The organism is Streptomyces sp. NPDC002580 (assembly GCF_042889485.1).
GTDB lineage: Bacteria > Actinomycetota > Actinomycetes > Streptomycetales > Streptomycetaceae > Streptomyces.
The window spans coordinates 440641-462216 of record NZ_JBIAQZ010000002.1; the positions used below are offsets into that span (position 1 = coordinate 440641).

14 protein-coding genes are annotated in these 21576 nt (G+C 73.2%); 8 read left to right on the forward strand and 6 right to left on the reverse strand.

The window, feature by feature from the left end:
* Positions 1 to 163: 163 nt before the first annotated feature.
* Positions 164 to 460: a hypothetical protein gene (locus tag ACFYW7_RS08440; protein ID WP_389499401.1), complete on the reverse strand. Its 297-nt coding sequence runs from the start codon at positions 458 to 460 to the stop codon at positions 164 to 166.
* 174 nt (positions 461 to 634) lie between these two features.
* Here ACFYW7_RS08440 and ACFYW7_RS08445 point away from each other — a divergent pair, with 174 nt between their 5' ends.
* Positions 635 to 1000, forward strand: a complete 366-nt coding sequence (locus tag ACFYW7_RS08445) for a nuclear transport factor 2 family protein (protein ID WP_389499403.1) — start codon at positions 635 to 637, stop codon at positions 998 to 1000.
* Between the two features lie 272 nt (positions 1001 to 1272).
* On the opposite strand, the gene ACFYW7_RS08450 is transcribed toward ACFYW7_RS08445, so the two are convergent.
* Positions 1273 to 2289, reverse strand: coding sequence for a polyprenyl synthetase family protein (locus ACFYW7_RS08450; RefSeq protein ID WP_389499405.1), 1017 nt, complete (start codon positions 2287 to 2289; stop codon positions 1273 to 1275).
* A 422-nt stretch (positions 2290 to 2711) separates the two neighbouring features.
* On the opposite strand from ACFYW7_RS08450, the gene ACFYW7_RS08455 reads away from it, so the two are divergent.
* Entirely contained in the window at positions 2712 to 3944 is a 1233-nt protein-coding gene (locus ACFYW7_RS08455; protein WP_389500396.1) for a glycosyltransferase, read from the forward strand.
* 50 nt (positions 3945 to 3994) lie between these two features.
* On the opposite strand, the gene ACFYW7_RS08460 is transcribed toward ACFYW7_RS08455, so the two are convergent.
* Positions 3995 to 5863: a cellulase family glycosylhydrolase gene (locus tag ACFYW7_RS08460; protein ID WP_389499407.1), complete on the reverse strand. Its 1869-nt coding sequence runs from the start codon at positions 5861 to 5863 to the stop codon at positions 3995 to 3997.
* Positions 5864 to 6161: 298 nt separating this feature from the next.
* On the opposite strand from ACFYW7_RS08460, the gene ACFYW7_RS08465 reads away from it, so the two are divergent.
* A complete protein-coding gene (locus ACFYW7_RS08465; protein ID WP_389499409.1) occupies positions 6162 to 7463 on the forward strand; it encodes an XdhC family protein in 1302 nt (433 codons plus the stop codon).
* A gap of 137 nt (positions 7464 to 7600) precedes the next feature.
* On the opposite strand, the gene ACFYW7_RS08470 is transcribed toward ACFYW7_RS08465, so the two are convergent.
* Entirely contained in the window at positions 7601 to 8110 is a 510-nt protein-coding gene (locus ACFYW7_RS08470) for a metallophosphoesterase family protein (RefSeq protein ID WP_389499411.1), read from the reverse strand.
* 86 nt (positions 8111 to 8196) lie between these two features.
* Positions 8197 to 10629 carry a SpoIIE family protein phosphatase gene (locus ACFYW7_RS08475; protein WP_389499413.1) on the reverse strand — a complete coding sequence of 811 codons (2433 nt, stop codon included), beginning with the start codon at positions 10627 to 10629 and terminating at the stop codon, positions 8197 to 8199.
* Between the two features lie 371 nt (positions 10630 to 11000).
* Between ACFYW7_RS08475 and ACFYW7_RS08480 the strand changes: the two genes are divergently transcribed.
* A complete protein-coding gene (locus ACFYW7_RS08480) occupies positions 11001 to 13154 on the forward strand; it encodes a SpoIIE family protein phosphatase (protein ID WP_389499415.1) in 2154 nt (717 codons plus the stop codon).
* Between the two features lie 132 nt (positions 13155 to 13286).
* Here ACFYW7_RS08480 and ACFYW7_RS08485 read toward each other — a convergent pair whose 3' ends face one another.
* The gene (locus tag ACFYW7_RS08485; RefSeq protein ID WP_389499417.1) at positions 13287 to 14663 is read right to left on the reverse strand and encodes a S1 family peptidase; all 1377 of its coding nucleotides are present in this window, start codon (positions 14661 to 14663) and stop codon (positions 13287 to 13289) included.
* Positions 14664 to 15410: 747 nt separating this feature from the next.
* Here ACFYW7_RS08485 and ACFYW7_RS08490 point away from each other — a divergent pair.
* The 4 genes from ACFYW7_RS08490 to ACFYW7_RS08505 all read left to right on the forward strand — a co-directional run bounded on the left by ACFYW7_RS08490 (position 15411) and on the right by ACFYW7_RS08505 (position 21576).
* The gene (locus tag ACFYW7_RS08490; protein WP_328551944.1) at positions 15411 to 15626 is read left to right on the forward strand and encodes a type A2 lantipeptide; all 216 of its coding nucleotides are present in this window, start codon (positions 15411 to 15413) and stop codon (positions 15624 to 15626) included.
* Positions 15627 to 15717: 91 nt separating this feature from the next.
* On the forward strand, positions 15718 to 16527 hold the full coding sequence (locus ACFYW7_RS08495; protein WP_389499420.1) for an HlyD family efflux transporter periplasmic adaptor subunit: 810 nt from the start codon (positions 15718 to 15720) through the stop codon (positions 16525 to 16527).
* Positions 16524 to 18746: an NHLP family bacteriocin export ABC transporter peptidase/permease/ATPase subunit gene (locus ACFYW7_RS08500; protein WP_389499422.1), complete on the forward strand. Its 2223-nt coding sequence runs from the start codon at positions 16524 to 16526 to the stop codon at positions 18744 to 18746. The genes ACFYW7_RS08495 and ACFYW7_RS08500 overlap by 4 nt, the downstream gene beginning before the upstream one ends.
* A 1-nt stretch (position 18747) precedes the next feature.
* Positions 18748 to 21576 carry an NHLP bacteriocin export ABC transporter permease/ATPase subunit gene (locus ACFYW7_RS08505; protein ID WP_389499424.1) on the forward strand — a complete coding sequence of 943 codons (2829 nt, stop codon included), beginning with the start codon at positions 18748 to 18750 and terminating at the stop codon, positions 21574 to 21576.

Genomic DNA, 21576 nt, shown 5'->3' on the forward strand with positions numbered 1-21576 from the left:
CAGGCGAGCGGCCCCGCCAGGTGAGCGACCGGCCCCGACGTGAGCGGCCGGCCGTCGTCCGGCCCGCGCACCAGGTACGGCACGCACGAAGGGCCCCGGCGGAACGTCGCCGTTCCGCCGGGGCCCGCCACCACCGCGCCCGGCACCTCCAGCTCCGGCACCTCTAGCTCTGGATGCCCCCGAGCAGTCCGGTGGCGGGTGCGGCCACATCGGTGAGCCGGCGCAACCGGTTCAGCTCGGAGAGCCGGTCGAGGCCCGCGAGCCGGGCGGAGGGCCGCGGGAGCCCGGCCTGCCGCTCCACGGGGACGTCACTCACGGCGAGCGGGTCGAGCGCGGTGACGAGGTTCGGCTTCGCGGCCTCGGCACCCGCGGGGCCCGAGGCCGCAGCCATCGGCGCGGCGAGCCCCGTGACGCCGACGGCGAGACCAACGGCGGCTGTGATACGTCGTGTTGAGATCATGCTTCCGGCAACGGGCACGGCCCCCGGCCGGACACGGCCCGGTCCCCCGCCTCACCCGAGAGGCGCGTCGGACCGCTGCGTTTGCCGTGGGCTCCGGGGCGGAGGAGTCTTCACATAGGCAGGCCCCTCGCGGCCGGCTCCTCGCCGTCCGCGGCCTTTCCGAGGAGGTCACTCATGGGCACAGCGGCATTCCCCACCTTCGACACCGAGGCACTGCGCCGGGGTATCGAGGGACACAGCGCGGCGGCTCTGACGTCGCTCTACGCGGAGGACGCGCAACTGCGCGTCGTGGACCGCAACACCCAGCCCAGTCACCCGATGGTCAAACACGGTCGCGCCGAGATCAGCGAGATGCTCGAGGACGTCTACAGCCGGGACATGACGCACAAGATGGACCAGTGCGTCGTCCAGGGCGACCACGTCGCCTACACCGAGTCCTGCGAGTACCCGGACGGTGTGCGGGTGCTGAGCACGTCGATGATGACGTTGCGCGACGGGAAGATCGTCGAGCAGACGCTGGTCCAGGCATGGGACGAGTAGGGAGGAACTGGCCGAAGGTCCGGATCACCTCACGTCTGACCTGGACCTTCTCGGCCGGTACGACCCGGGGGAGGTCCCGCCCGAACCGGTACCGGCGACTCCGGCCCGTCTCCGCGGCGGGCCTGCGCGTGTCCGCCTCCCTGCTCGACTCGCTGCGGCGAGCGGCGCGCCCCCAGCCCCGCCCGCCGCGGCCACACGCCGTCCGGAGGCTTCACATCCGGCCCCGGTGAGCGGCCGCGGTGTCGAGGCGCGAGGACCTCGGGTCGCGTAGGCTAGGAGGCCGGGACCGCGCGGGCGGTGGTGTCGCGTGCCCTCAGGAGCATCGGGGAGGCCCGGTCCACGAGGTCGCGCAGGAGCGCCAGATGGGCCTCGTCGCCGCCGAGTTCGTCCAGGAGACGCAGGGCCCTGTCACGGAACGTGTCGATGTCCCGCTCGTACGTACGCAGCACGTCCGGCGCGAGAAGGACGTCGGTCATCGCGGTGCGGGCTTCGGGCGACGTGCGTGCGGCGGCGTGCAGTTCGAGGAGGCGGTCCGTGGAACCGGGGGTCACGTCCTCCAGGACGCATGCCAGCAGATAGGTCACCGTGCCGTTGACGAGGTCCTCGTCGCGGCCGGTCAGGATGTCGTGCTGATCGTTGAACAACTGCCACAGGATGCCGAAGACGTTGCCGAACTCCCGCCAGAGTTCCACTCTTTCGTGCGGGCTTCCGGCCAGTCGCGCGGCCATGGCGGTGACCATGCTGAACGGCGCGCCGGACTTCCCGAGGTACGCCGTGACGACCGCCTCGCGGGTGGCGGCACCCAGGTCCGCGCGAAGGTCCCTCAACTGGCCCTCGGTGGCGAGGATCCAGCACTTCACGATCTCGGCCGACAACGGGCCGCGCGCGGCCTCGGGGATCCGCGGCGACTGAACGACGAGCAGGGGAAGCGGAGTTCCGCTGATGACCGTGGCGAGCAGGGCCTGGCTCTCGTCGAGGCCGCCGGCGGCGAAGAGGGCCTGGCCGTCCGCGAGGTCGTCCAGGTAGCACGCGGAGGTCCACCACAGTTCGTGGACCACGGCCAGCGGAACGGCGGGCCCGGGGGCGCCCGTCTCCGCGCCGTGGACGATCAGCGGCAGCACGGACAGGGGGTAGGCGAACGTCCGGTGTCCGAGGAGTTCGGCCACCGCCGCGCGGACGGACGCGGCCGACGGCCCCAGCAGGTCGAGTGCGGCATCCCGCTCCGCGTCGATGTCCGCGGAGACCTCGCGATGCAGATCCATGTACGACTTGGCCCGCACGGAGCCCACCCCCTACCACCCCGACAATCGAGCACCGATTCGATCATTCGCCCGTCGTGAGGAGCTAGAGCTATTTTGCGCCACGGCCGATTTCTTTCGAAGCCCTCGTCCCGGCCACGGCCGGGCGACGCGGCCGGGCGGGAGCGCTCGGCAGAGCGCCAGGTGAGGAGGGCGGGGCGCGAGGTGCCGGAGTGGCAGACGAGGGCTGGCGAGCGGGCAGCGGGCAGCGGGCAGCGGGCAGCGGGCAGCGGGCAGCGGGCAGCGGGCAGCGGGCAGCGGGCAGCGGGCAGCGGGCAGCGGGGAACGACGCCGCGGTCCGGGGGTTCCCGTGTGCCACGCGGCGCGGGCGTCGCCCTCCAGGAGCGGGCTCCGTGCGGCCGGGGCCGTCGGCCGTGAACCCCGGCATACTGGCGGTCGTGCGAGTTGCGATCATGAGCGCGGGTTCACGGGGTGACGTGGCGCCCTTCACCGGACTCGGACACGGCCTGGTGCGGGCCGGTCACGAGGTCACCCTCGTGACGCACGGGTGCTTCGCGGATCTGGTGTCGGGTTCGGGTGTGGGATTCCACGCGCTGCCGGTCGATCCGCGGGCCGAGCTGGAGTCTCCGCGGGGGCAGCGGCTGCACCGCAGCACCACGGGAGCCGGAAAGATCATCCGGCTCGTCGGGCTGACCCGGGCGCTCGTCGGGCGGCTGACCGAGGGCATGATCGCGGCGGCCCGCTCCAGCGACGTGCTCCTGCTCTCCGGCTCGGTGGGGCCGCTCGGGTACGTCGTCGCGGAGGGACTCGGCCTGCCCAGCATGGGTGTGCACCTCCAACCGCTGCACCCGACGCGGGAGTTCGCTCCACCGGTGGGCGGTGTCCGCTCCTGGGGGCCCACCGTGAACCGGGCGGCCGGCCAGGCGGTGAACCTGGCCGCCGAGCGGGTCTTCGCCGAGACCGTGCGGGCCCTGCGGAACCGGCTCGGCCTGCCGCCCCTCGGTCCTTTGGCGGCGCACCGCGCCCGCGAGCGGCGCGCCTGGCCGGTGCACCACGGGTTCAGCCCGCTGGTCGTGCGCCGGCCGCGGGACTGGCGGCGCGGGCTCGAGGTGTCCGGGTACTGGTGGCCCTACGACGGCGAGGACGCCCGGCTCCCCTCCTCGCTGTGGGATTTCCTGGACGCCGGTCCCGCTCCGGTCTTCGTCGGCCTCGGCAGCGCCACGGTCCCCGATCCCGAGCGGCTGAGCGCCGAGGTGGTACGGGCCCTGCGGGCGGCCGGGCTGCGCGGGGTGATCCAGCGCGGGTGGGGTGAACTGCGGGCCACCGGGGACGACATGTTCACGGTCGGCGAGGTGCCGCACTCCGTGCTCTTCCCCCGCATGGCCGCGGTGGTGCATCACGCGGGGGCGGGCACGACGGCGGCGGGGCTGCGCGCGGGAGTCCCCGCCGTGCCCGTGCCGGTCCAGTTCGACGAGGGGTTCTGGGCCCGGCGGCTCGTTGCCCTCGGCGTCTCGCCCGGCGCCCTGTCGCCGCGGGGGCTGCGCGCCGAGCGGCTGGCGCCGGCCCTGCTGCGGGCGACCACCGACCCCTCGTACCGACGGCGCGCGCGGGACCTGGCGGAGCGCCTCCGCGCCGAGGACGGGGTGGCCCCGGTCGCGGAGGCGCTCGAGCGGCTCGGCGGCTGACGCGGGCGTGCTCCGCACCGGCTCGTGGCCCCTCCGCGCGCGGGCGTCTTTCAGCCGAAGCGCGCCGCGGCCCAGGCGGCGAGTTCGGTGCGGGCCCCGGCCAGCAGGGCGGCGGACGGGGCGTTCGCCCCGTTCGTGACCAGCGCGTAGTGCACGCTTCCCGATCCGGGCGCGGTGAGCAGGAGGCGCCGGCTTCCGGTGCCGCCCGGCTCGGGAGCGACGGCGACCGGTGTGGCCGAGGTGTAGGCGGGCGGGGAGAACGTCGCTCCGAGGTCGGACACCACCGTCGTGGCCGAGGCCGGGAAGGAGGCGGGCAGATGGAGTTCCGTCGGCGCGGCGCCCCCGTCGGAGCGCCAGACCAGCAGCCCGTACTGCCCCGATCCCACCAGCTGGGAGACCTGCGGCAGCGTCGAGGGAACCGGGTTCCAGGTCAGCGTGGTGGAGCCGTCGCGGGAACGGTCCTCGTAGGTGAAGGCGAGGGTGGAGCCCGCGGTGGCGCCGGGGTAGAGACGGTCGAGGAGCCGGGCGTCCTGGCGCAGCACCGCCGTGCCCGAGTCGTCGAGGCGTACGGCGGAGAGGTCCTCGTCGTTCCAGGCGTCGCCCGCGGTGAGCACCTTGGCCGGGTTGTCGTTCATCAGCTCGTGATGACGGCCGCTGTAGATGTCCCACTGCCACTGGGTGCCCGACAGGACCGGTCCCGAGGAGGCCGCGCCGGTCCACCAACCGGCGCCCCGCAGACGGGAGTCGAGGGCCTGGTACATCGCCTTGTCGACGGTCGGGGCCTTGTCCGAGACGGTTCCCGAGAGCGGGTGGCCGAACTCGCCGACGATCGCGGCCGTACCGGCGGCCCGGGCGCGGTCCCGGACCGTGCCGAAGTCGGTGGCGTACTGGCCGTCCGCCGCCTTGCCCCACATGAGGATGCCGGAGATGGCCTTCTGGTCGTAGAAGTGGGTGTTGAACACGTAACGCGGGCCGAGGGTGCCCGCGTCCAGCAGCCCGCCCTCCTGTTTCTGGGAGCTGATGTTGGAGTTCCAGAAGAGGTTCGGTTCCACGAAGGCGGGCTTGTCCTGCCAGCCGGCCGCGTCCATACGGGCCCGGAACTTCCCGTAGAACGGCCAGAGCAGGTCGCGTTCCCAGGTACGGCTGGTCTGCCCCGAGTCGTAACTGCCCGCAAAAGGCTCGTTGTACGGGTCGAAACCGGCGACGCCCGCGAACTCGGCGGTGGTGAGGTGCTGTCGGACGTACGTCATGGCGGCCTGGGCCGTGGCGAGGAAGGCGTCCTGGAGCCCGTGGGAGTTGTGCCAGAAGTCGTACTGCGCCGCTTTGACGGCGTTGTTCTGGGTGATGTTCTGACCCCAGAAGAGGCAGATGCCGCAGGACTCCTGCGGGTAACCGCCCGCGGTCACGGCCCACTTGGGGGCGCCGTCGCCGGAGTACCAGCTGCCCGGGTTGAAGAGGTGGCGGGAGTGGAGGTCCTGGTGGAAGTCGGGGAGGACACGGATGCCCGCGTCGAGGAACGCGCGCATCTGGTCGGTGACGGCGGCGAGATAGCCGTCGTCGACCTGACCCCGGGCGGGTTCGGCGTGCGCCCAGGAGAGCAGGAAGCGCACGGAGTTGCCGCCGCCGAGGGCACGCAGTGCCGTCGCGGACCTGCGCGCGTCGGCGACGGAGGCGAAGGGCAGGCCGGCGTTCTCCTCCAGCTTGGTCTCGCCGGAGACGTTGTAGCCGCGCAGCACGACCTCGCGGCCGAGGCCGTCGGTGAAGCGGCCGTTCGCGACGGTGAGGGTGGCGGCGGCCGGTTCGTCGAACCAGAGGGAGTCGGGGAGTCCGTCCGCGGCGGCGGGCCGGGTGCCCGTCGCCGTGAGGAAGCCGGTGAGGAGTACGAGGACGCCGAGCAGACGCGCGCGTAACTTCGACATGTCCACAACAGTCCCGCCGGTACCAGGAGGCGTCAACACCTCTGACTCCTGAGTAAGTTTCTTGTTCCGGCGCCGCCGCTCGCTCGCGCCGCCGGGCCCACCGCGCGGTACCGCGAGCGAGCGGAGCCGGCGTGACCGGCGGTTCCGCTCGGAGGTGGCGCGTCGACGGCGGGCCGAGCCTCGCGCGTGCCCGGTCCGGAGACCTCGGCGACCAGGGCGGGAGTCCGCCGCGGAGCGCGACCCCGGGGACCGCAGGATCCTTGAGGCAGGCGCGCACTTCCGGCGAGAGGAGCGGACGATGCGGGAGATCCTCCCGGCGCTGTACGCGTGGTACACCGCCGGGTCCCCCTTCGGGCTGGCCACGGTGGTGCGGGTCGACCGCAGCGCGCCCCGCGAACCGGGGGCGGCCATGGCCGTGGGCCCCGGCGGCGAGGTGGTGGGCAGCGTGTCCGGCGGCTGCGTCGAGGGCGCGGTGTTCGAACTCGCCCAGGAGGTGATCACCTCGGGCGAGGCGCGCCTGGAGACGTTCGGCTACAGCGACGAGGACGCCTTCGCCGTCGGACTCACCTGCGGCGGCACGGTCACCCTGCTGGTCCGGCGGGTCTCGCCCGCCGACGATCCGGCCTTCGCCGCGGTCGCCGAGTCGGTGGCCGCGGGCCGACCGGTGACGGTGGCGACGGTGCTGGACGGTCCCGCCCCTCGCGGAGCCGCCCTCGCCGTGTGGCCCGAGGAACAGCCTCACCCGCCGCCCACCACGACATCCGGGGCGAGGTCCCCCGGGCCGGACGGCGAGGAACCCGAAACGGCGGCCGACCGGACACCCGACGGCGTGCCGGACGGGGTGTCAGCGGAGGTGCCTGAGGACGAGCACGAGGAGGAGCCCCGAGGAGCGGCCAGCCGGTCAGCCGATGGGGCCTGGATCGGGGTGTCCGGCGGGGTGCGGGGGTCGCTCGGGTCGGTGGGGCTGGACGCCGCCGTCGCCGCCGACGCGCGCGGTGAGCTGGCGCAGGGCGCCACGGGACGGCGGCACTACGGCCCGCACGGCGAACGGCGCGAGGACGCCGTCACCGTCTTCCTGCACTCCTTCGCGCCGCCGCCGCGCATGCTGGTCTTCGGCGCGATCGACTACGCGGCCGCGGTGGCCCGCGTCGGCGACTTCCTCGGCTACCGGGTCACCGTGTGCGACGCCCGTCCGGTCTTCGCGACGCCGAGGCGGTTCCCGGCGGCCGTGGAGGTCGTCGTGGACTGGCCGCACCGCTATCTGCGCGGTACGGCGACCGACGCGCGGACGGTGATCTGCGTCCTGACGCACGACCCCAAGTTCGACGTGCCCCTGCTGGAGGAGGCGCTGCGCCGCCCGGCCGCGTACATCGGGGCGATGGGCAGCCGCCGGACCCACGCCGACCGCGTCGAGCGGCTGCTCGCGTCCGGCGTGCCGCGGCGCGAGCTGTCCCGGCTGCGCTCCCCCGTCGGCCTCGACCTCGGGGCGCGTACTCCGGAGGAGGTGGCCGTGTCCGTCGCCGCGGAGATCGTCGCCCTGCGCTGGGGCGGCAGCGGAGTGCCGCTGACGGCGACGAGCGGCGCCATCCATCCCCGCTAGGCCCTGTCGTCACTTTCCCGCCCGCCCACGCGCCATGCACGCTCCCCCGAGCTCTGCGAGCAGGGGGCACCCCCACTCGCCGCGGGACCGCCCTCCGGGCGACGACGGGAAGGTGACGACAGGACCTGGCCGCGGAGTCAGCCGGTGCGCGGGGGCAGCCGGTGGAGGGTCACGTCGGCGAGCGCGCCGCCGTCGGTCACCGTCGCCGTCATGTACGTGCCGTACGGCTGGCGGCGGCGGTCGGTCGGCGATCCGGGGTTGAGCAGGCGCAGACCGGTCGGCGCGGTGGTGTTCCAGGGAATGTGGCTGTGGCCGAAGACCAGGACGTCGAGATCGGGGAAGCGTCGCGCGCACCGCCGCTCGCGGCCCACCGCGGCACCGGTCTCGTGGACGACTCCGAAGCGCAGGCCGCCCAGCTCGGCACGGGCGGTCTCGGGCAGGCGGGCCCGCAGGTCGGGGCCGTCGTTGTTGCCGTACACGCCGATGACCCGCCGGGAACGGGCCTCCAGCAGGTCGAGGGTGGCGGCGTCCGCCCAGTCCCCCGCGTGGATCACCGCGTCGGCGAGCGGCAGTTCGTCGAGCAGCGGGGCCGGAAGTTCTCTGGCCCGCTTCGGGAGGTGGGTGTCGGACAGCAGCAGGAGGCGCACGGCTCCAGGGTGTCATCCCGACCGCGGTCGGGAGTGGTCCGGCCGCGGTGGCGGCGCGGTCCGAGGGGGCCCGGCACGGTCGCGCGTCAGTCGAGGGCGATCTCGCTCCAGACCTGCTTGCCCCCGCTGACCGGGACCGTGCCCCACGTCGCCGACATCGCCTCGACGAGGAGGATGCCGCGGCCCCCGGTGGCCTCCCAGCCGATGCTGGTGGGCTTGATCGGCGTACGGGGCGAGTTGTCGGCCACCGAGATGCGCAGCCGGTGGTTGATGAGGGTCAGGTCGAGCCTGACCCGTCCGTCGGTGTGCACCAGCGCGTTCGTGACGAGTTCCGAGACGATGAGCAGGGCGGCGTCCGTGTGGCCGCCGACACCCCAGGTGCGCAGGGCGCGCCGGGTGTACCGGCGGGCGTGCCGGACGGCCTCGGGAACCCTCCAGACCGTCCAGCTCTCGCGGAGCGGGAGCACCGCCATGCCGTCGAAGCGCATCAGCAGGAGGGCCACGTCGTCGCTGCGGTTGGCGCCCGTGAGCAGTCCGTCGGCGACGAGACCGAGGTGGGAGGGGTCGGCGCCGGCGAGGCCCGCGGCGAGCTGGTTCAGGCCGTCCTCGATGTCGAGCTCGACGGACTCGACCAGTCCGTCCGTGGTCAGCGCCACGATGGTGCCGGGCGTCAGCCGGAGCGGACTCATGGGGAAGTCCGTCTGCCGGATGACTCCGAGGGGTGGCCCGGGCTCCGATTCGGGGACTTCGGTACCGCCGTTCGGGTGACGCAGCACGGGTGGAAGGTGTCCGGCGCGCACGTACCAGGCAGACCCCTCCTCCATGTCGACGTCGACATAGCAGCAGGTGGCGAAGAGGTCGGTCTCCAGGTCGAGCAGGAGTCTGTTGGCGTGCGAGACCACCACGTCCGGGGGGTGGCCCTCGACGGCGTACGCGCGCAGGGCGGTGCGCATCTGTCCCATGAGGGTCGCGGCGGAGGCGTTGTGTCCCTGGACGTCGCCGATGACGAGCGCGACGTGGTTGTCGGGCAGCGGGATCACGTCGTACCAGTCGCCGCCGACGTCCAGGCCGGAGGTGGTCGGCAGATAGCGTGCCACGGCGACCGCGCCGGGCAGCCGGGGCAGCCTGCGCGGGAGCAGGGTCCGCTGGAGCATGCCGATCAGTTCGTGCTCGGCGTCGAAGGCGTGGGCGCGGACCAGGGCCTGTCCGGCGAGGCCGGCGGAGGCGGTGAGCAGGGCGCGCTCGTCGGGTCCGAACTCGTGCGGGGCGTCCCAGCCGATCAGGCAGGCGCCGGCCATGCGTCCGCCCGCCGGCAGCGGCAGGACGGCGAGGCCGCCGGGGCCGACCTCGGCGAGCGCGGGTTCCAGGTCGGCGCCGGCGGGCCAGATCGCGGGGCGCCCCTCGTTGAGGGCCGCCGCGAGGGTGGGCATGGCTCGGACGGGGGCGTCGGGCCACTCCGAGCGCCATTCGCTGCGCCACAGCTCGGGCCAGGATTCCTGCGCGGGCGGGTCCAGGAGCGTGACGACGAGCCGGTCGCCCTCGATCTCGGCCAGGGCGATCCGGTCGGCCTGAAGGGGTTCGCGCAGGGCGGTGACGACGGCCTGGCCGACGTCACGGACCGTACCGGCGGTGGCGAGGGCGGCGGCGAGACGCTGGACACGGCCCACGTCGTTCAGGCCCGAGCGCAGTTTGGAGGCATCGGAGACGGTGCCCACGAGAAGTGCGGGGCTGCCCTCCGCGGAGGGCAGCAGGCGGGCGCGCAGCCGCAGCCACTTGTGTCCCCCGGACGGCTGGAGGATGCGGAACTCCAGCTCACGTTCGCCGAGGGACATGTGGTCCGGTTCCACCGCGGACATCAGTGAGGGGAGGTCCTCCGGCACGGTCATCGACAGGAGGGTCTCGACCTTGCCGTCGAAGGCACTGGAGGTCAGCCCGAACAGGTCGAGGACCTCGCCGTCGACCTCCACGTGCCCGGTGTCCATGGAGAGACTGAACGAACTGGCGGGCAGGTCGGCCGCGTCGTCCGGCAGCGGGGGCGGCGGGCAGACGACGGCGTCGGCGAGCATCCCGAGGCAGTCCCGGTCCTCGGGGCCGAAGCCGCCGGGGTGCTCGCTGACGGCGACCATGCAGCCGTTGTCCCGCAGCGGCAGCACGGCGAGCGAGTAGTCCTGGAAGTCGATCCGGCGGGCGTCGGCGCACCGGGCGAGTTCGGCCGGTCCGAGCCAGCACGGCAGCCCCGTGCGCAGGGCCTCCGCGGCCGGGGAGCCGCCGGACAGGGGGTAGCTGTCGCGGAGCCCGTACAACGTCCTGGGCACCCCCGCGGACTCGGCCAGATGCAGTTCGTCGCCGCTCACGTTCGGTGAGTAGACGGCGGCGACGGTCGCACCGGTGAAGACGAGCGCTTGTTCGAGCAGGCGGTGCAGCCGTTCGCGTGGGTCGAGATCCGCGGTGAGCGTCTTCAGGGCGAGTTCGGCGCGCGACGTTCTCTTTTCGCGTTCCGCTGCACCCTCACTGACCACGTCCGCAATTACAGCGCTTCCCGGGCTCCGGCGCAGCCCCTGCGACCGTTCCGGCCCGTCGGGCCTGCGTGGGAGCCCTTGCGGGGCGGGCCGATCGAACACAACCCGAACACATCCGACCGGCCCGGCCGGACGAGTTACGCCCCGGTCGACGGGGGGGGAAGCCGCGGTGGACGGACAGGACGGCGGCGATCGTCCCGGCGCGCGCGGCGGAGGCCCCCGCTGCCCCGCCCGCCGCGACCCGGGAGCACGGCCCGGGCCGGGGGACGGCCGGGCGGGCGCCCGCCCGGTCCGCTCGCCGTGCGCGATGGCTGTGCAGGGGGGAGCCTTGACCCCTGGAAGTACGGAGGCCGGCACGGTCCCGCGAGGAGGTGGTCGGCGTGTCCGACGGGCAGGGTGCCGCACAGGCGCCGGCGAGCCGGCCGGCCCCGGTGGGACGACCGCTGCTGTCGCTGACGCTGTCCGCGATGCTGGACGACGTGCACGCCCACTCGGGAGCCCTGTACCTGCTGGCGCCCCACGAGCCGGTGCTGGAGATGGCGGTCACGGCCGGGCTTCCGAGGGCCTTCGCCGCGCCGTGGGAGCGCGTGGGCCTCAGCGCGCCCATCCCGGTCGCCGAGGCGGTGCGCGAGCGGCGGCTGATCTGGGTCGGGGGCGAGCACGAGATGGCCCGCCGGTATCCCAGGATCGCCGTGGTCCTCCCCTACCCCTTCGCGCTCGCGGCGGTTCCGGTGGCGACGGCGACCACCGTGCACGGCGCCGTCTTCGTGACGTGGCCCGGCTCGCATCCGCCGGACCTCTCGGACCGGGAACGGGACCACCTCGTCGCGGCCTGCGACCGGCTCGCACTGCGCCTGGAGCGCGCCGCCGGGGAGAAGCGCCCGACGCGCCCCGAGCCGGACCTCCTCACCCCGTCCGCGACCGCGCAGACCGGCACGCTCGGCACGGTGGAGGCCACGCGGATGGTGGCGCGACTGCCGTACGGACTGTGCTCGCTGGACCTGCACGGGCGGGTCTCCTTCGCCAACGCGGCGACGGCCGAACTGCTCGGCGTACCCGTCAGCCGGTTGCTGGGCACCCAGCTGTGGGCGGCGGTGCCCTGGCTGAACGATCCGGTCTACGAGGACCGCTACCGGGCGGCGCTGATCAGCCAGCACGTGACCTCGTTCGTCGCGCTGCGCCCGCCGGGCGACTGGCTGTCGTTCCGCCTGTATCCCAGTACGAACGGGCTGAGCGTGCGCATCTCGCGGGCGCGGCCGGTGTCCGCCATGACCCGGGCGGGGCCGCAGCCGGCAGACGGCAGCCGGCGGCTGGTGACGATCTCCCACGTGCTGAGCCTGGCGAGCGCGCTGACCGAGGCGGCGGGCGTGCAGGACGTGGTGCAGCTCGTCGCGGACGAGATCTCGCCCGCCGTCGGCAGTCAGGGCCTGGTCGTCTTCGCCAGCCGGGCCGGCCGGCTGCGCGTGCTCGGCCACCGCGGCTATCCGGACGCGGAGGTCGTGGACCGCTTCGACGGGATGCCGCTGAGCGAACAGACCCCGGGCACCCAGGCGCTGACCACCGGAGTGCCCGCGTTCTTCGACTCCCGCGAGCAGTTGGAGCGCCTCTACTCGTGGCGGGAGACGGTGCCCGACGGCATGAGCGCGTGGGCGTACCTGCCGCTGATCGCCTCCGGCCGCCCGGTGGGCACCTGCGTCCTCGCGTACACGCGGTCGCACCATTTCGCGGCCGACGAGCGGGCGGTGCTGACCAGTCTGAGCGGGCTGATCGCGCAGGCGCTGGAGCGCGCCCTGCTCTACGACGCCAATCTCCAGATGGCGCAGGGGCTGCAGGCCGCGCTGCTGCCGAGCTCGCTTCCGTCACTGGAATCGATCGAGGCGGCAGCGCGCTATCTGCCGGCCACCCAGGGCATGGAGATCGGCGGGGACTTCTACGACCTGGTGTCCTCGCACGGCCGGGCGGCGGCGGTGATCGGGGACGTACAGGGGCACAACGTGACGGCCGCGGGCCTGATGGGGCAGATCCGCACCGCCGTCCGCGCGTACACGGCGGTCGGCCAGCCGCCGGAGGAGGTGATGGGGAGCACCAACCGGCTGCTCATCGACCTCGGCACCGACCTGTTCGCCAGTTGTCTGTACCTGCGGCTGGATCCGGCGCGCGGGGTGGCCGTGATGGCCCGCGCGGGGCATCCGCCGCCGCTGCTGCGCCGTCCGGACGGCCAGGTGAAGGTGCTCGACCTGGCCGGTGGTCCCCTGCTCGGGATCGACGCCCGCGCCACCTATCCGACGACAAAGGTGCCGCTCGCCCCCGGCTCCGTCCTCGCCCTCTACACCGACGGTCTGATCGAGTCTCCCGGCGTCGACATCGAGGACGCCATCGCCGATCTCGGGCGACGGTTCGCCGCGACCGGGGACCGGCCCCTGGACGAACTGGCCGACCTCCTGCTCCAGCGGGGCACGAAGGGCGGTCAGGAGCGGCCCGACGATGTCGCGCTGCTCCTCCTGCGGGTACGGCCGCCCGGCTGACGCGCCCGGGAAGCGGCCGGGAAAAGGAGCGGTCCGACCCTCCCGCCGGAGGGTCGGACCTGTCCACTGCCGACCGGAATTCCCTGTTCCGTTGGCCGAGTCAGTGGTTCTGGATCGCCGGAGTCACCGGCTTCAGGGAGCGCTCACCATGCCCGAGCCGTCGTCCATACCCGCGCCGGACCCGTCATGGGACGCGCCACCCTGGTCGTCCGCACCGGCCCCGGCCTGGTCGTCCGCACCGGCCCCGGCCTGATCGTCCGCGCCGGCTCCGGCTCCGGCCTGGTCGTCGGCCCCGGCCCCTGCCTGGTCGTCGGCTCCGGCCCCGGCCTGGTCGTCCGCGCCGCCCGCCTGGTCACCGGCACCCGCGCTCGGGTCCGCCGCTCCGCCGACACTGGCGTCTCCGCCGCCCAGCGTCGCGCCGACCGCCTCCAGCGCCGTGGTGACCGGCTGGAAGAAGGTCTCGCCGCCGACGGTGCAGTCACCGCTGCCGCCCGAGGTCAGGCCGATCGCGTTGCCGTCCTGGGTGAACAGCGAACCGCCGCTGTCGCCCGGCTCGGCGCAGACGTCGGTCTGGATGAGGCCGGTGACCGTGCCCTCCGGGTAGTTCACGGTGGCGTCGAGGCCGGTGACGTTGCCGTCGTTGAGACCGGTGGTGCTGCCCATCCGGAAGACCTGCTGGCCCACGGCGGCGTCGGCGGCCTGGTTGATCTGGACGGTCTGCCCGTCGCCGACGTTGACCACGCTGTTGGCCTGGGTGTTCGGGTCGTCGTACTTGACGAGGGAGAAGTCGCCGGCGCCGGGGAAGGTGGCCTGGTCGACGGTGGCGATCGGCGCGCCGTCCTGGGCGTCCGACCACTGGGCGGCCGCCACACCGCAGTGTCCCGCGGTGAGGAAGGCGGGGCTGCCGTCGCCCGCGGTGACGTTGAAGCCGAGTGAACAGCGCGCTCCGCCGCCGAAGATGGCGTCTCCGCCGTCGACGAACGTCTTGAAGGTGCCCTGGGACTTCTTGAGGGTCGCGACGTCCGAACCGAGGCCCTTGACGGTCGACTCCACCGTGTCCCACTTGGCGCCCGTGACCGTGGAGTCGGCGGTGACGCGGATCTCGTTGGTCTTCGGATCGACGGACCACGCCGTGCCCGGGACCGTCGCGTCGGCCTTCAGCGTCTTGGCGGCGGCCTGCAGCGTCGCGGTGCTGTTCCGCACCTGGTGCGCCACGGCTCCGGCCTTCTCGATCTGGTTGACGACGTTGCTGTTGTTACCGACGACGTTGACGATGATCTGCTTGTTCGCCGCGTCGTAGTACGACCCGGCGAAGGCATCGCCCAGCTGGGAGGCGAGCTGGGAGGCGACGTCCGAGACGTCGCCCGCCTTGAACGTTCTGGCGGTCGTGTCGCCCCCGTCCGACTGCGACGCCATCGCGTTGGGCAGCAGCAGAGCCGCTGCTCCGAGCGCTGCCACGCCGCCCACGGCGATGGCGGCCTTGCGCTTGGGTATCCGTTTGTGACTCAACTCTTGACCTCCTGGGGACGGGGTCGATGCCGCCGTCCGGCAGCTGACTGGGGGGCGCCTGGTTGCCTGTTGATACGCACGGGTCGCCCGGGGTGTTCAACTGCCAATGCAAATAACGTCAGTTGGCGAGACCAAAGCCATTGATTGCGGCGACAATCGGGCCTTTCGGCCGCGCGTGACGGTGCGGGTCTCGCGGATCGGCGCGGCGCCGCGCACCCACAGGGGAGCGGAGACGGCGGGCGGGAACCGGGAGGGCCGGCGGGCGGAGTCCGGCACGCCGCCCCCGCCGCCATACGGAGTGCGACCGTCCCGCGACCCTGCGTCGACGACACGGATGGGAATCCCGGGTTCAGGAAATCTGCACAGCCCGTGCTCAAGCGGGGCACCGCCTGCGGGGGATCTGCACAGTCGCACGCCCCCCTACGCGTCATTGGGCCGGGACTGTCCCATTCGGTCCGGGAGGGGCGGGGGTTCGCGCGGATCCATGCCTCGCGACGTGTGAAGAAGTCGCCGCAGGGGCGTGTGGACACCTGCACGGTTCACCACCGGGGGAACGCAATTGCGCAGGTGAGAGCCCTCGTTGATTGGAAGCGCGCCGCGCGCCCGTGCTTTGATCCGTGGCACCGCGGAGGTCGCGGCGAGGCTCCCGGGAACGGGGGTTCCGCACTCCTGCGGCGGCGGCCGTCCTCTGTCCCCCAGAGGGGCCGTTCCCCCCTTGTGAATATCCATATGAAGGGAAGTTCCCCCATGAACTCCACCCCCCGTGTCGAGACCGCCGAGATCTCGGACGCCGACCTCGACAACGTCTCCGGCGGCCTCGCGCTGAACGCCGTCGGCACCGTCACCGGCCTGGTGGACAGCGTCGCCCCGGTCTCCGGCATCGTGGGTACGGCCGTCGGCACCGTCGAGGGTGTGACCGGCCTGAACACCGCCCCGGTCACCGGCCTGGTCGCCGGTCTCTGACCGCTCCTCACGCCGCTGAGTCCCGGAACCTCCCCCACGGTTCCGGGGCTCTCGGGTGCCGCACACCTCTCGAACACGTGAGGGAAGTCCCGTGCAGTTCCGCCAACAGGCCCTCGCCAAGCTGCGGTCCCCCGAAGAACTCGACCTTCCGGTGCGGTTCGCCCGCCCCCAGGGCCGGCTCGTCCTGTCCGTGACGGTCCTCGCGATGGCCGCCGCGTCCCTGTGGGCCGTGACCGGCACCGTCACCTCCACCGTCGGCGCGCCCGCCGTCCTCACCCACGGACAGGGCAGCTACATCCTGCAGAGCCCCGTCGCCGGGCAGGTCACCGCGGTCCTCGCCGAGGAGGGCGACCGGCTCCCCGCGAACACCCCCGTGCTGAAGGTCCGTACCGAGCGAGGCGAGACCGCCGTGGTCCGCACCGTGGCCGCGGGCCGCGTCACCACGCTCGCCGCCGGCATCGGCGCGATCATCGCGATCGGTGCGAACGTGGCCGCCGTGGAGAAGGTCGCCCACGCCGACGACCCGCTCTACGCGACGGTGTACGTCCCCGCGGGGAGCGCCGCCACGATTCCCGCCGGCGCCCGCGTCGACCTCACCGTCCAGTCGGCCCCGGCCCAGCGGTACGGGGTGCTGCGCGGCCAGGTGAGAACGGTGGGCCGGAGCGTGCGGAGCCGTCGGCAGATCGCCTCCTATCTGGGCGACGACCAACTCGGCGAGCAGTTCACCGCGAACGGCAGGCCGGTCGCCGTCCTGGTCCGGCTCGACCGCTCGTCCGCCACCGAGAGCGGCCTGAAGTGGTCGTCGGCCGACGGGCCCCCGTACGCGCTCACCTCCATGACCCTGGCCACGGCGTCGATCCGGCTGGCCGATCAGCGCCCCGTCGATTGGCTCCTGCCGTGACCACCGCACCGGACACCCGGCGCGGGCGGCGCTCCGCCCCGCCCCGGCGCGCCGCCCCCAAGGGCCGGTCCAGGAGTGTCCGCACCCCCACCGTCCTCCAGATGGAGGCCGTGGAGTGCGGTGCGGCCTCCCTCGCCATGGTGCTCGCCCACCACGGCCGGCACATCCCGCTCGAGGAGCTGCGCATCGCCTGCGGTGTCTCACGGGACGGTTCGCGCGCGAGCAACGTGCTGAAGGCGGCCAGGAGTTACGGCCTGACCGCGAAGGGCATGCAGATGGACACGGCCGCGCTCGCCGAGGTACGGGCGCCCGCGATCCTGTTCTGGGAGTTCAACCACTACGTCGTGTACGAGGGCATGGGACGCCGCCTCGGCCGCCGGGGCGTACGCATCAACGACCCCGGCAAGGGCCGTCGTTTCGTGCCGCTGGAGGACTTCGACACCGCCTTCACCGGAGTCGTCCTGGTCATGGAGCCCGGCCCGGGCTTCCGCAGGGGCGGCCGCAGGCCGGGGGTGCTGGGCGCCATGCCGGCCCGGCTGCGCGGCACTTCGGGCACCATGCCCGCCGCCGTATTGGCGAGTCTGCTCCTGGTGGCGGTCGGCGCGGCGGTGCCCGCGCTCAGCCGGACCTTCATCGACCAGTATCTGATCGGCGGTCGAAGTTCGCTGCTCGGAGTGCTGTTCGCGTCGATGGGTGCCGCCGTCGTGCTGACGGTGGTGCTGACCTGGTCGCAGCAGGCGAACCTGCTGCGCGGTCGCGTCATCTCCTCGACGCTCTCCAGCGCCCGGTTCCTGCGTCATCTGCTGCGGCTGCCGGTCACGTTCTTCTCCCAGCGCAGCCCCGCCGACCTGGTGCAGCGGCTCCAGTCGAACGACGCGGTGGCCGAGACCCTGGCCCGTGACCTCACCGCCGCGGGCGTGGACGCGGTCGTCGTCGTCCTGTACGCGGTGCTGCTCTACACGTACGACCCGCAACTCACGGCCGTCGGGATCGGGGTGGCCCTGCTCAACGTGGTGGCCATGCGGGTCGTGATCCGGCTGCGCGCCACGCGCACCGCCAAACTCCGGGCGGACACAGCCCGGTTGACCAACACCGCCTATACCGGGCTCCAGTTGATCGAGACGATGAAGGCGACCGGTGGCGAGGACGGCTACTTCCGCAAGTGGGCCGGCCAGCACGCGACCACGATGGAGGAGCAGCAGCGTCTCGGGGTGCCGAGCGCCTGGCTGGGGGTGGTCGCGCCGACGCTCGCGATGCTCAACAGCGCGCTGATCCTGTGGATCGGCGGTCTGCGGGCGGTCGAGGGGCACGTCTCGGTGGGCCTGCTGGTCGCCTTCCAGGCCCTGGTGACGCGCTTCACCGCGCCGATCACCCGGCTCAACGGTGTCGCGGGCCGGATCCAGGACTTCGCCGCCGACGTGGCCCGCCTCAAGGACGTCGAGAACTTCCGGGCGGACCCGCTGTACGCCCGCTCGGGCGCCGGTGGCTCCACCCGGCGGCTGCGCGGTCATGTCGAGCTGGAGAACGTCACGTTCGGCTACAGCCCGCTCGACGAGCCCCTGCTCACCGGGTTCTCGCTGACGGTCGGCCCGGGACAGCAGGTGGCGCTGGTCGGCGGCTCGGGCAGCGGCAAGTCGACGGTCTCCCGGCTGATCTCGGGGCTGTACACCCCCTGGGAGGGCGCGATCCGTATCGACGACCGGCGGCTGGAGGACATCCCGCGCGGCGCGCTCGCGGCGTCCGTGTCCTTCGTCGACCAGGACGTCTTCCTCTTCGAGGGGACGGTCCGTGACAACGTGGCGCTGTGGGACCCGTCGGTCCCGGACGACGCGGTGGTCGCCGCCCTCCAGGACGCGGCACTGTACGACGTCGTGGCGCGCCGTCCCGGCGGGATCCACAGCCGGGTCGAGCAGGACGGGCGGAACTTCTCCGGCGGTCAGCGTCAACGGCTGGAGATCGCGCGGGCGTTGGTGCGCAGGCCCAGCATCCTGGTGCTCGACGAGGTGACCAGCGCGCTGGACGCGGAGACGGAACAGACCGTCATGGACAACCTGCGCAGGCGGGGCTGCGCCTGCGTGGTGATCGCCCACCGGCTCAGCACCGTGCGGGACAGCGACGAGATCGTCGTCCTCGAACACGGCACGGTGGTGGAGCGCGGACGGCACGAGGCACTGGTGGCGGCCGGCGGCCCGTACGCCGCCCTGGTCAGGGAGCGATGAGTTGACGACGGTTCACGAGGGTGCGCACGAGGGGGACCTGGTGCTCGGCGCGCTCGGCGGCCTGGGCTCGCCGGTCCACTGCGCGGGGCTGAGCCGCCTCGACCTGGAGGGCCCGCAGGTCCTGTGGCTGGTGGCCGCGGGCACCATGGACCTGTTCGCGGTGGACGCGGCGGAACAGGGGCACTGGCACCACCTCGGCCGGCTGGAGGCGGGCACCCTGCTGCTCGGCCCCGTCGCGGGACCCCGGCACACCCTGATCGGCCGGCCCTCGCGCGACTGCTCGGTGCGCCGGATCGGGCTGCGGGAGCTGCACCGGCCGGCCGACACGACGACCTGGTCCTACGACGAGTACGGCAACCCCCTTCACGTGCCTCCGGCTTCGAGCCCGCTGGAGTACGCGCTCGCGCTCGGCGCCGGACGCGGACTGTCCGTCCTCCTCCAGGCGCCGACGGCCGCCGAGAACGCGGCGGCGCCCACCGACGACGACGTCTTCTGGATGCCGGTCCCGCCGGGGAGCGTGCGGTACGGCGGCCTGTACGGGGAATCGGCGGCGGCTGATCTGCTGATGGACTCCGGTGTCTGGCAGCACATGGTGGACCAGCAGTACCGGCTGCTGGCCACGCTCGACCGCTGGATCGAGGAGACGGAGGCCGGCCACGAGGACCGTACGGCGGCGGGCATCGAGGCCGGTGAGGCGGTCCGCGCCCAGGCCGACCGGACCCTGCTCGCCTCGATCGGCAGGTCCTCGGCGGAGCGCCCGACCGCGGCCGAGACGGACGCCACCTACGCGGCCTGTGAACTGGTCGCCCGCGCCGCCGGGATCACCCTCGACGCGGGGGCGCGCGGCGGCACGGAGAGCGAACGCCTCGACCCCGTGGAGCGGATCGCGCTCGCCTCGCGCGTCCGCACCCGCGAGGTGCGTCTCGACGGGCGCTGGTGGCGTGCCGACGTCGGGCCGCTGGTCGGCCACCGGGCGGTGTCCGGTGCGCCGGTCGCGCTGCTGTGGCGGCGCGGCGGATACACGGCCGTGCAGCCGTCGTCCGGACGGGAGACCCCGGTCGAGAAGGTCAATGCGGCGGAGTTCGCGCCGCGCGCCGTGATGTTCTACCGCCCGCTGCCCGAGCGGAGGCCCAGCCCGCTGCGGCTGCTGCGCTTCTGCCTCGGGGGCACCGGCGGGGATCTGCGCAACCTGGCGGTCAGCGGACTGGTGACCGTCGCGATCGGCGCGTCGGTGCCGATCGCGACCGGCAAGGTGCTCGGCGAGTACGTGCCGAGGGCGCAGAACGGTCTCATCGCGCAGGTCTGTCTCGCGCTCATGGTCACCAGCGTCGTGGCGGCGGCGTTCACACTGCTGCAGAATCTCACCCTGCTGCGGATGGAGGGCCGGATCGAGGCGAGTCTGCAACCCGCCGTGTGGGACAGGCTGCTGCGGCTGCCGACGGCGTTCTTCGCGTCCCGCTCGACCGGGGAGCTCGCCAGTGCCGCGATGGGCGTCAGCGCGATCCGCCGTCTGCTCGCGAGAGTCCTCCCGACGCTCGCGCAGGCGGGCACGCTCGGCGCGATGAACCTGGGCCTGCTGCTCTGGTACAGCGTGCCCCTGGCGCTGGCCGCGACCGGCATGCTCGTGACGGTCGCGGCCGTGTTCCTCGGTCTGGGGCTGTGGCAGGTGCGCCGACAGCGCAGTCTGGTGGTGCTGAGCAACAAGCTCAACAACCAGGCCTTCCAGACGCTGCGTGGACTGCCCAAGCTGCGGGTCGCGGCGGCCGAGAACTACGCGTACGCGGCCTGGGCGGGCGAGTTCGCCCGCAGCCGTGAACTCCAGCGGCAGGTCGGGCACATCAAGAATCTGACGACGGTGATGGGCGCGGTGTACCTGCCGCTGTGCTCCCTGCTGATGTTCATGCTGCTGGCGGGTCCGGCGCACGGTTCGCTGTCCGCCGCGGACTTCCTGACCTTCAACACGTCGATGACGATGCTGCTGACCTCGGTCACCCAGATCACCGGCGCGTTCGTCTCGGCGGCGGCCGCGCTGCCGATGTTCGAGGAGATCAGGCCGGTGCTCGACGCCACGCCCGAGGTGCGGCCGGCGAGCACCCGCCCCGGGGTCCTGTCCGGCGGGATCGAGGCGCGGCGGCTGTCGTTCCGGTACGCCGAGGACGGTCCGCTGGTCCTCGACGACGTGTCGTTCGCCATCCGGCCGGGCGAGTTCGTGGCAGTCGTCGGACCGAGCGGCTGCGGCAAGTCCACCCTGCTGCGGCTGTTGATCGGCTTCGACCGACCGCTCTCGGGCAGTGTGCTCTACGACGGCCAGGATCTGGCGGCGCTCGACCAGTCCGCCGTACGCCGTCAGTGCGGTGTGGTGCTCCAGCACGCGCAGCCGTTCACCGGGTCGATCCTGGACTGCATCTGCGGCACCGAGCCCTACACGCCCGAGGAGGCGATGGCGGCGGCGGAGATGGCGGGGCTGGCCGAGGACATCCGACGGATGCCGATGGGCCTGCACACACTCGTGTCGGGCGGCGGCGCGATCTCGGGCGGCCAGCGCCAACGTCTGATGATCGCCCAGGCGTTGATACGGCGGCCACGCGTCCTCTTCTTCGACGAGGCGACCAGCGCCCTCGACAACGCGACGCAGCGCACGGTGATCGAGAGCACCAAGGCGCTCGACGCGACCCGGGTCGTGATCGCGCACCGGCTGTCGACCGTGCTGGACGCCGACCGGGTCATCGTGATGGAGGACGGCCGGATCGCCCAGCAGGGCCCGCCCGCGCGGCTGTTGGCGGACACGGGCGGGCGGCTGCACGAGCTGGTGCGGCGGCAGCTGGCCTGA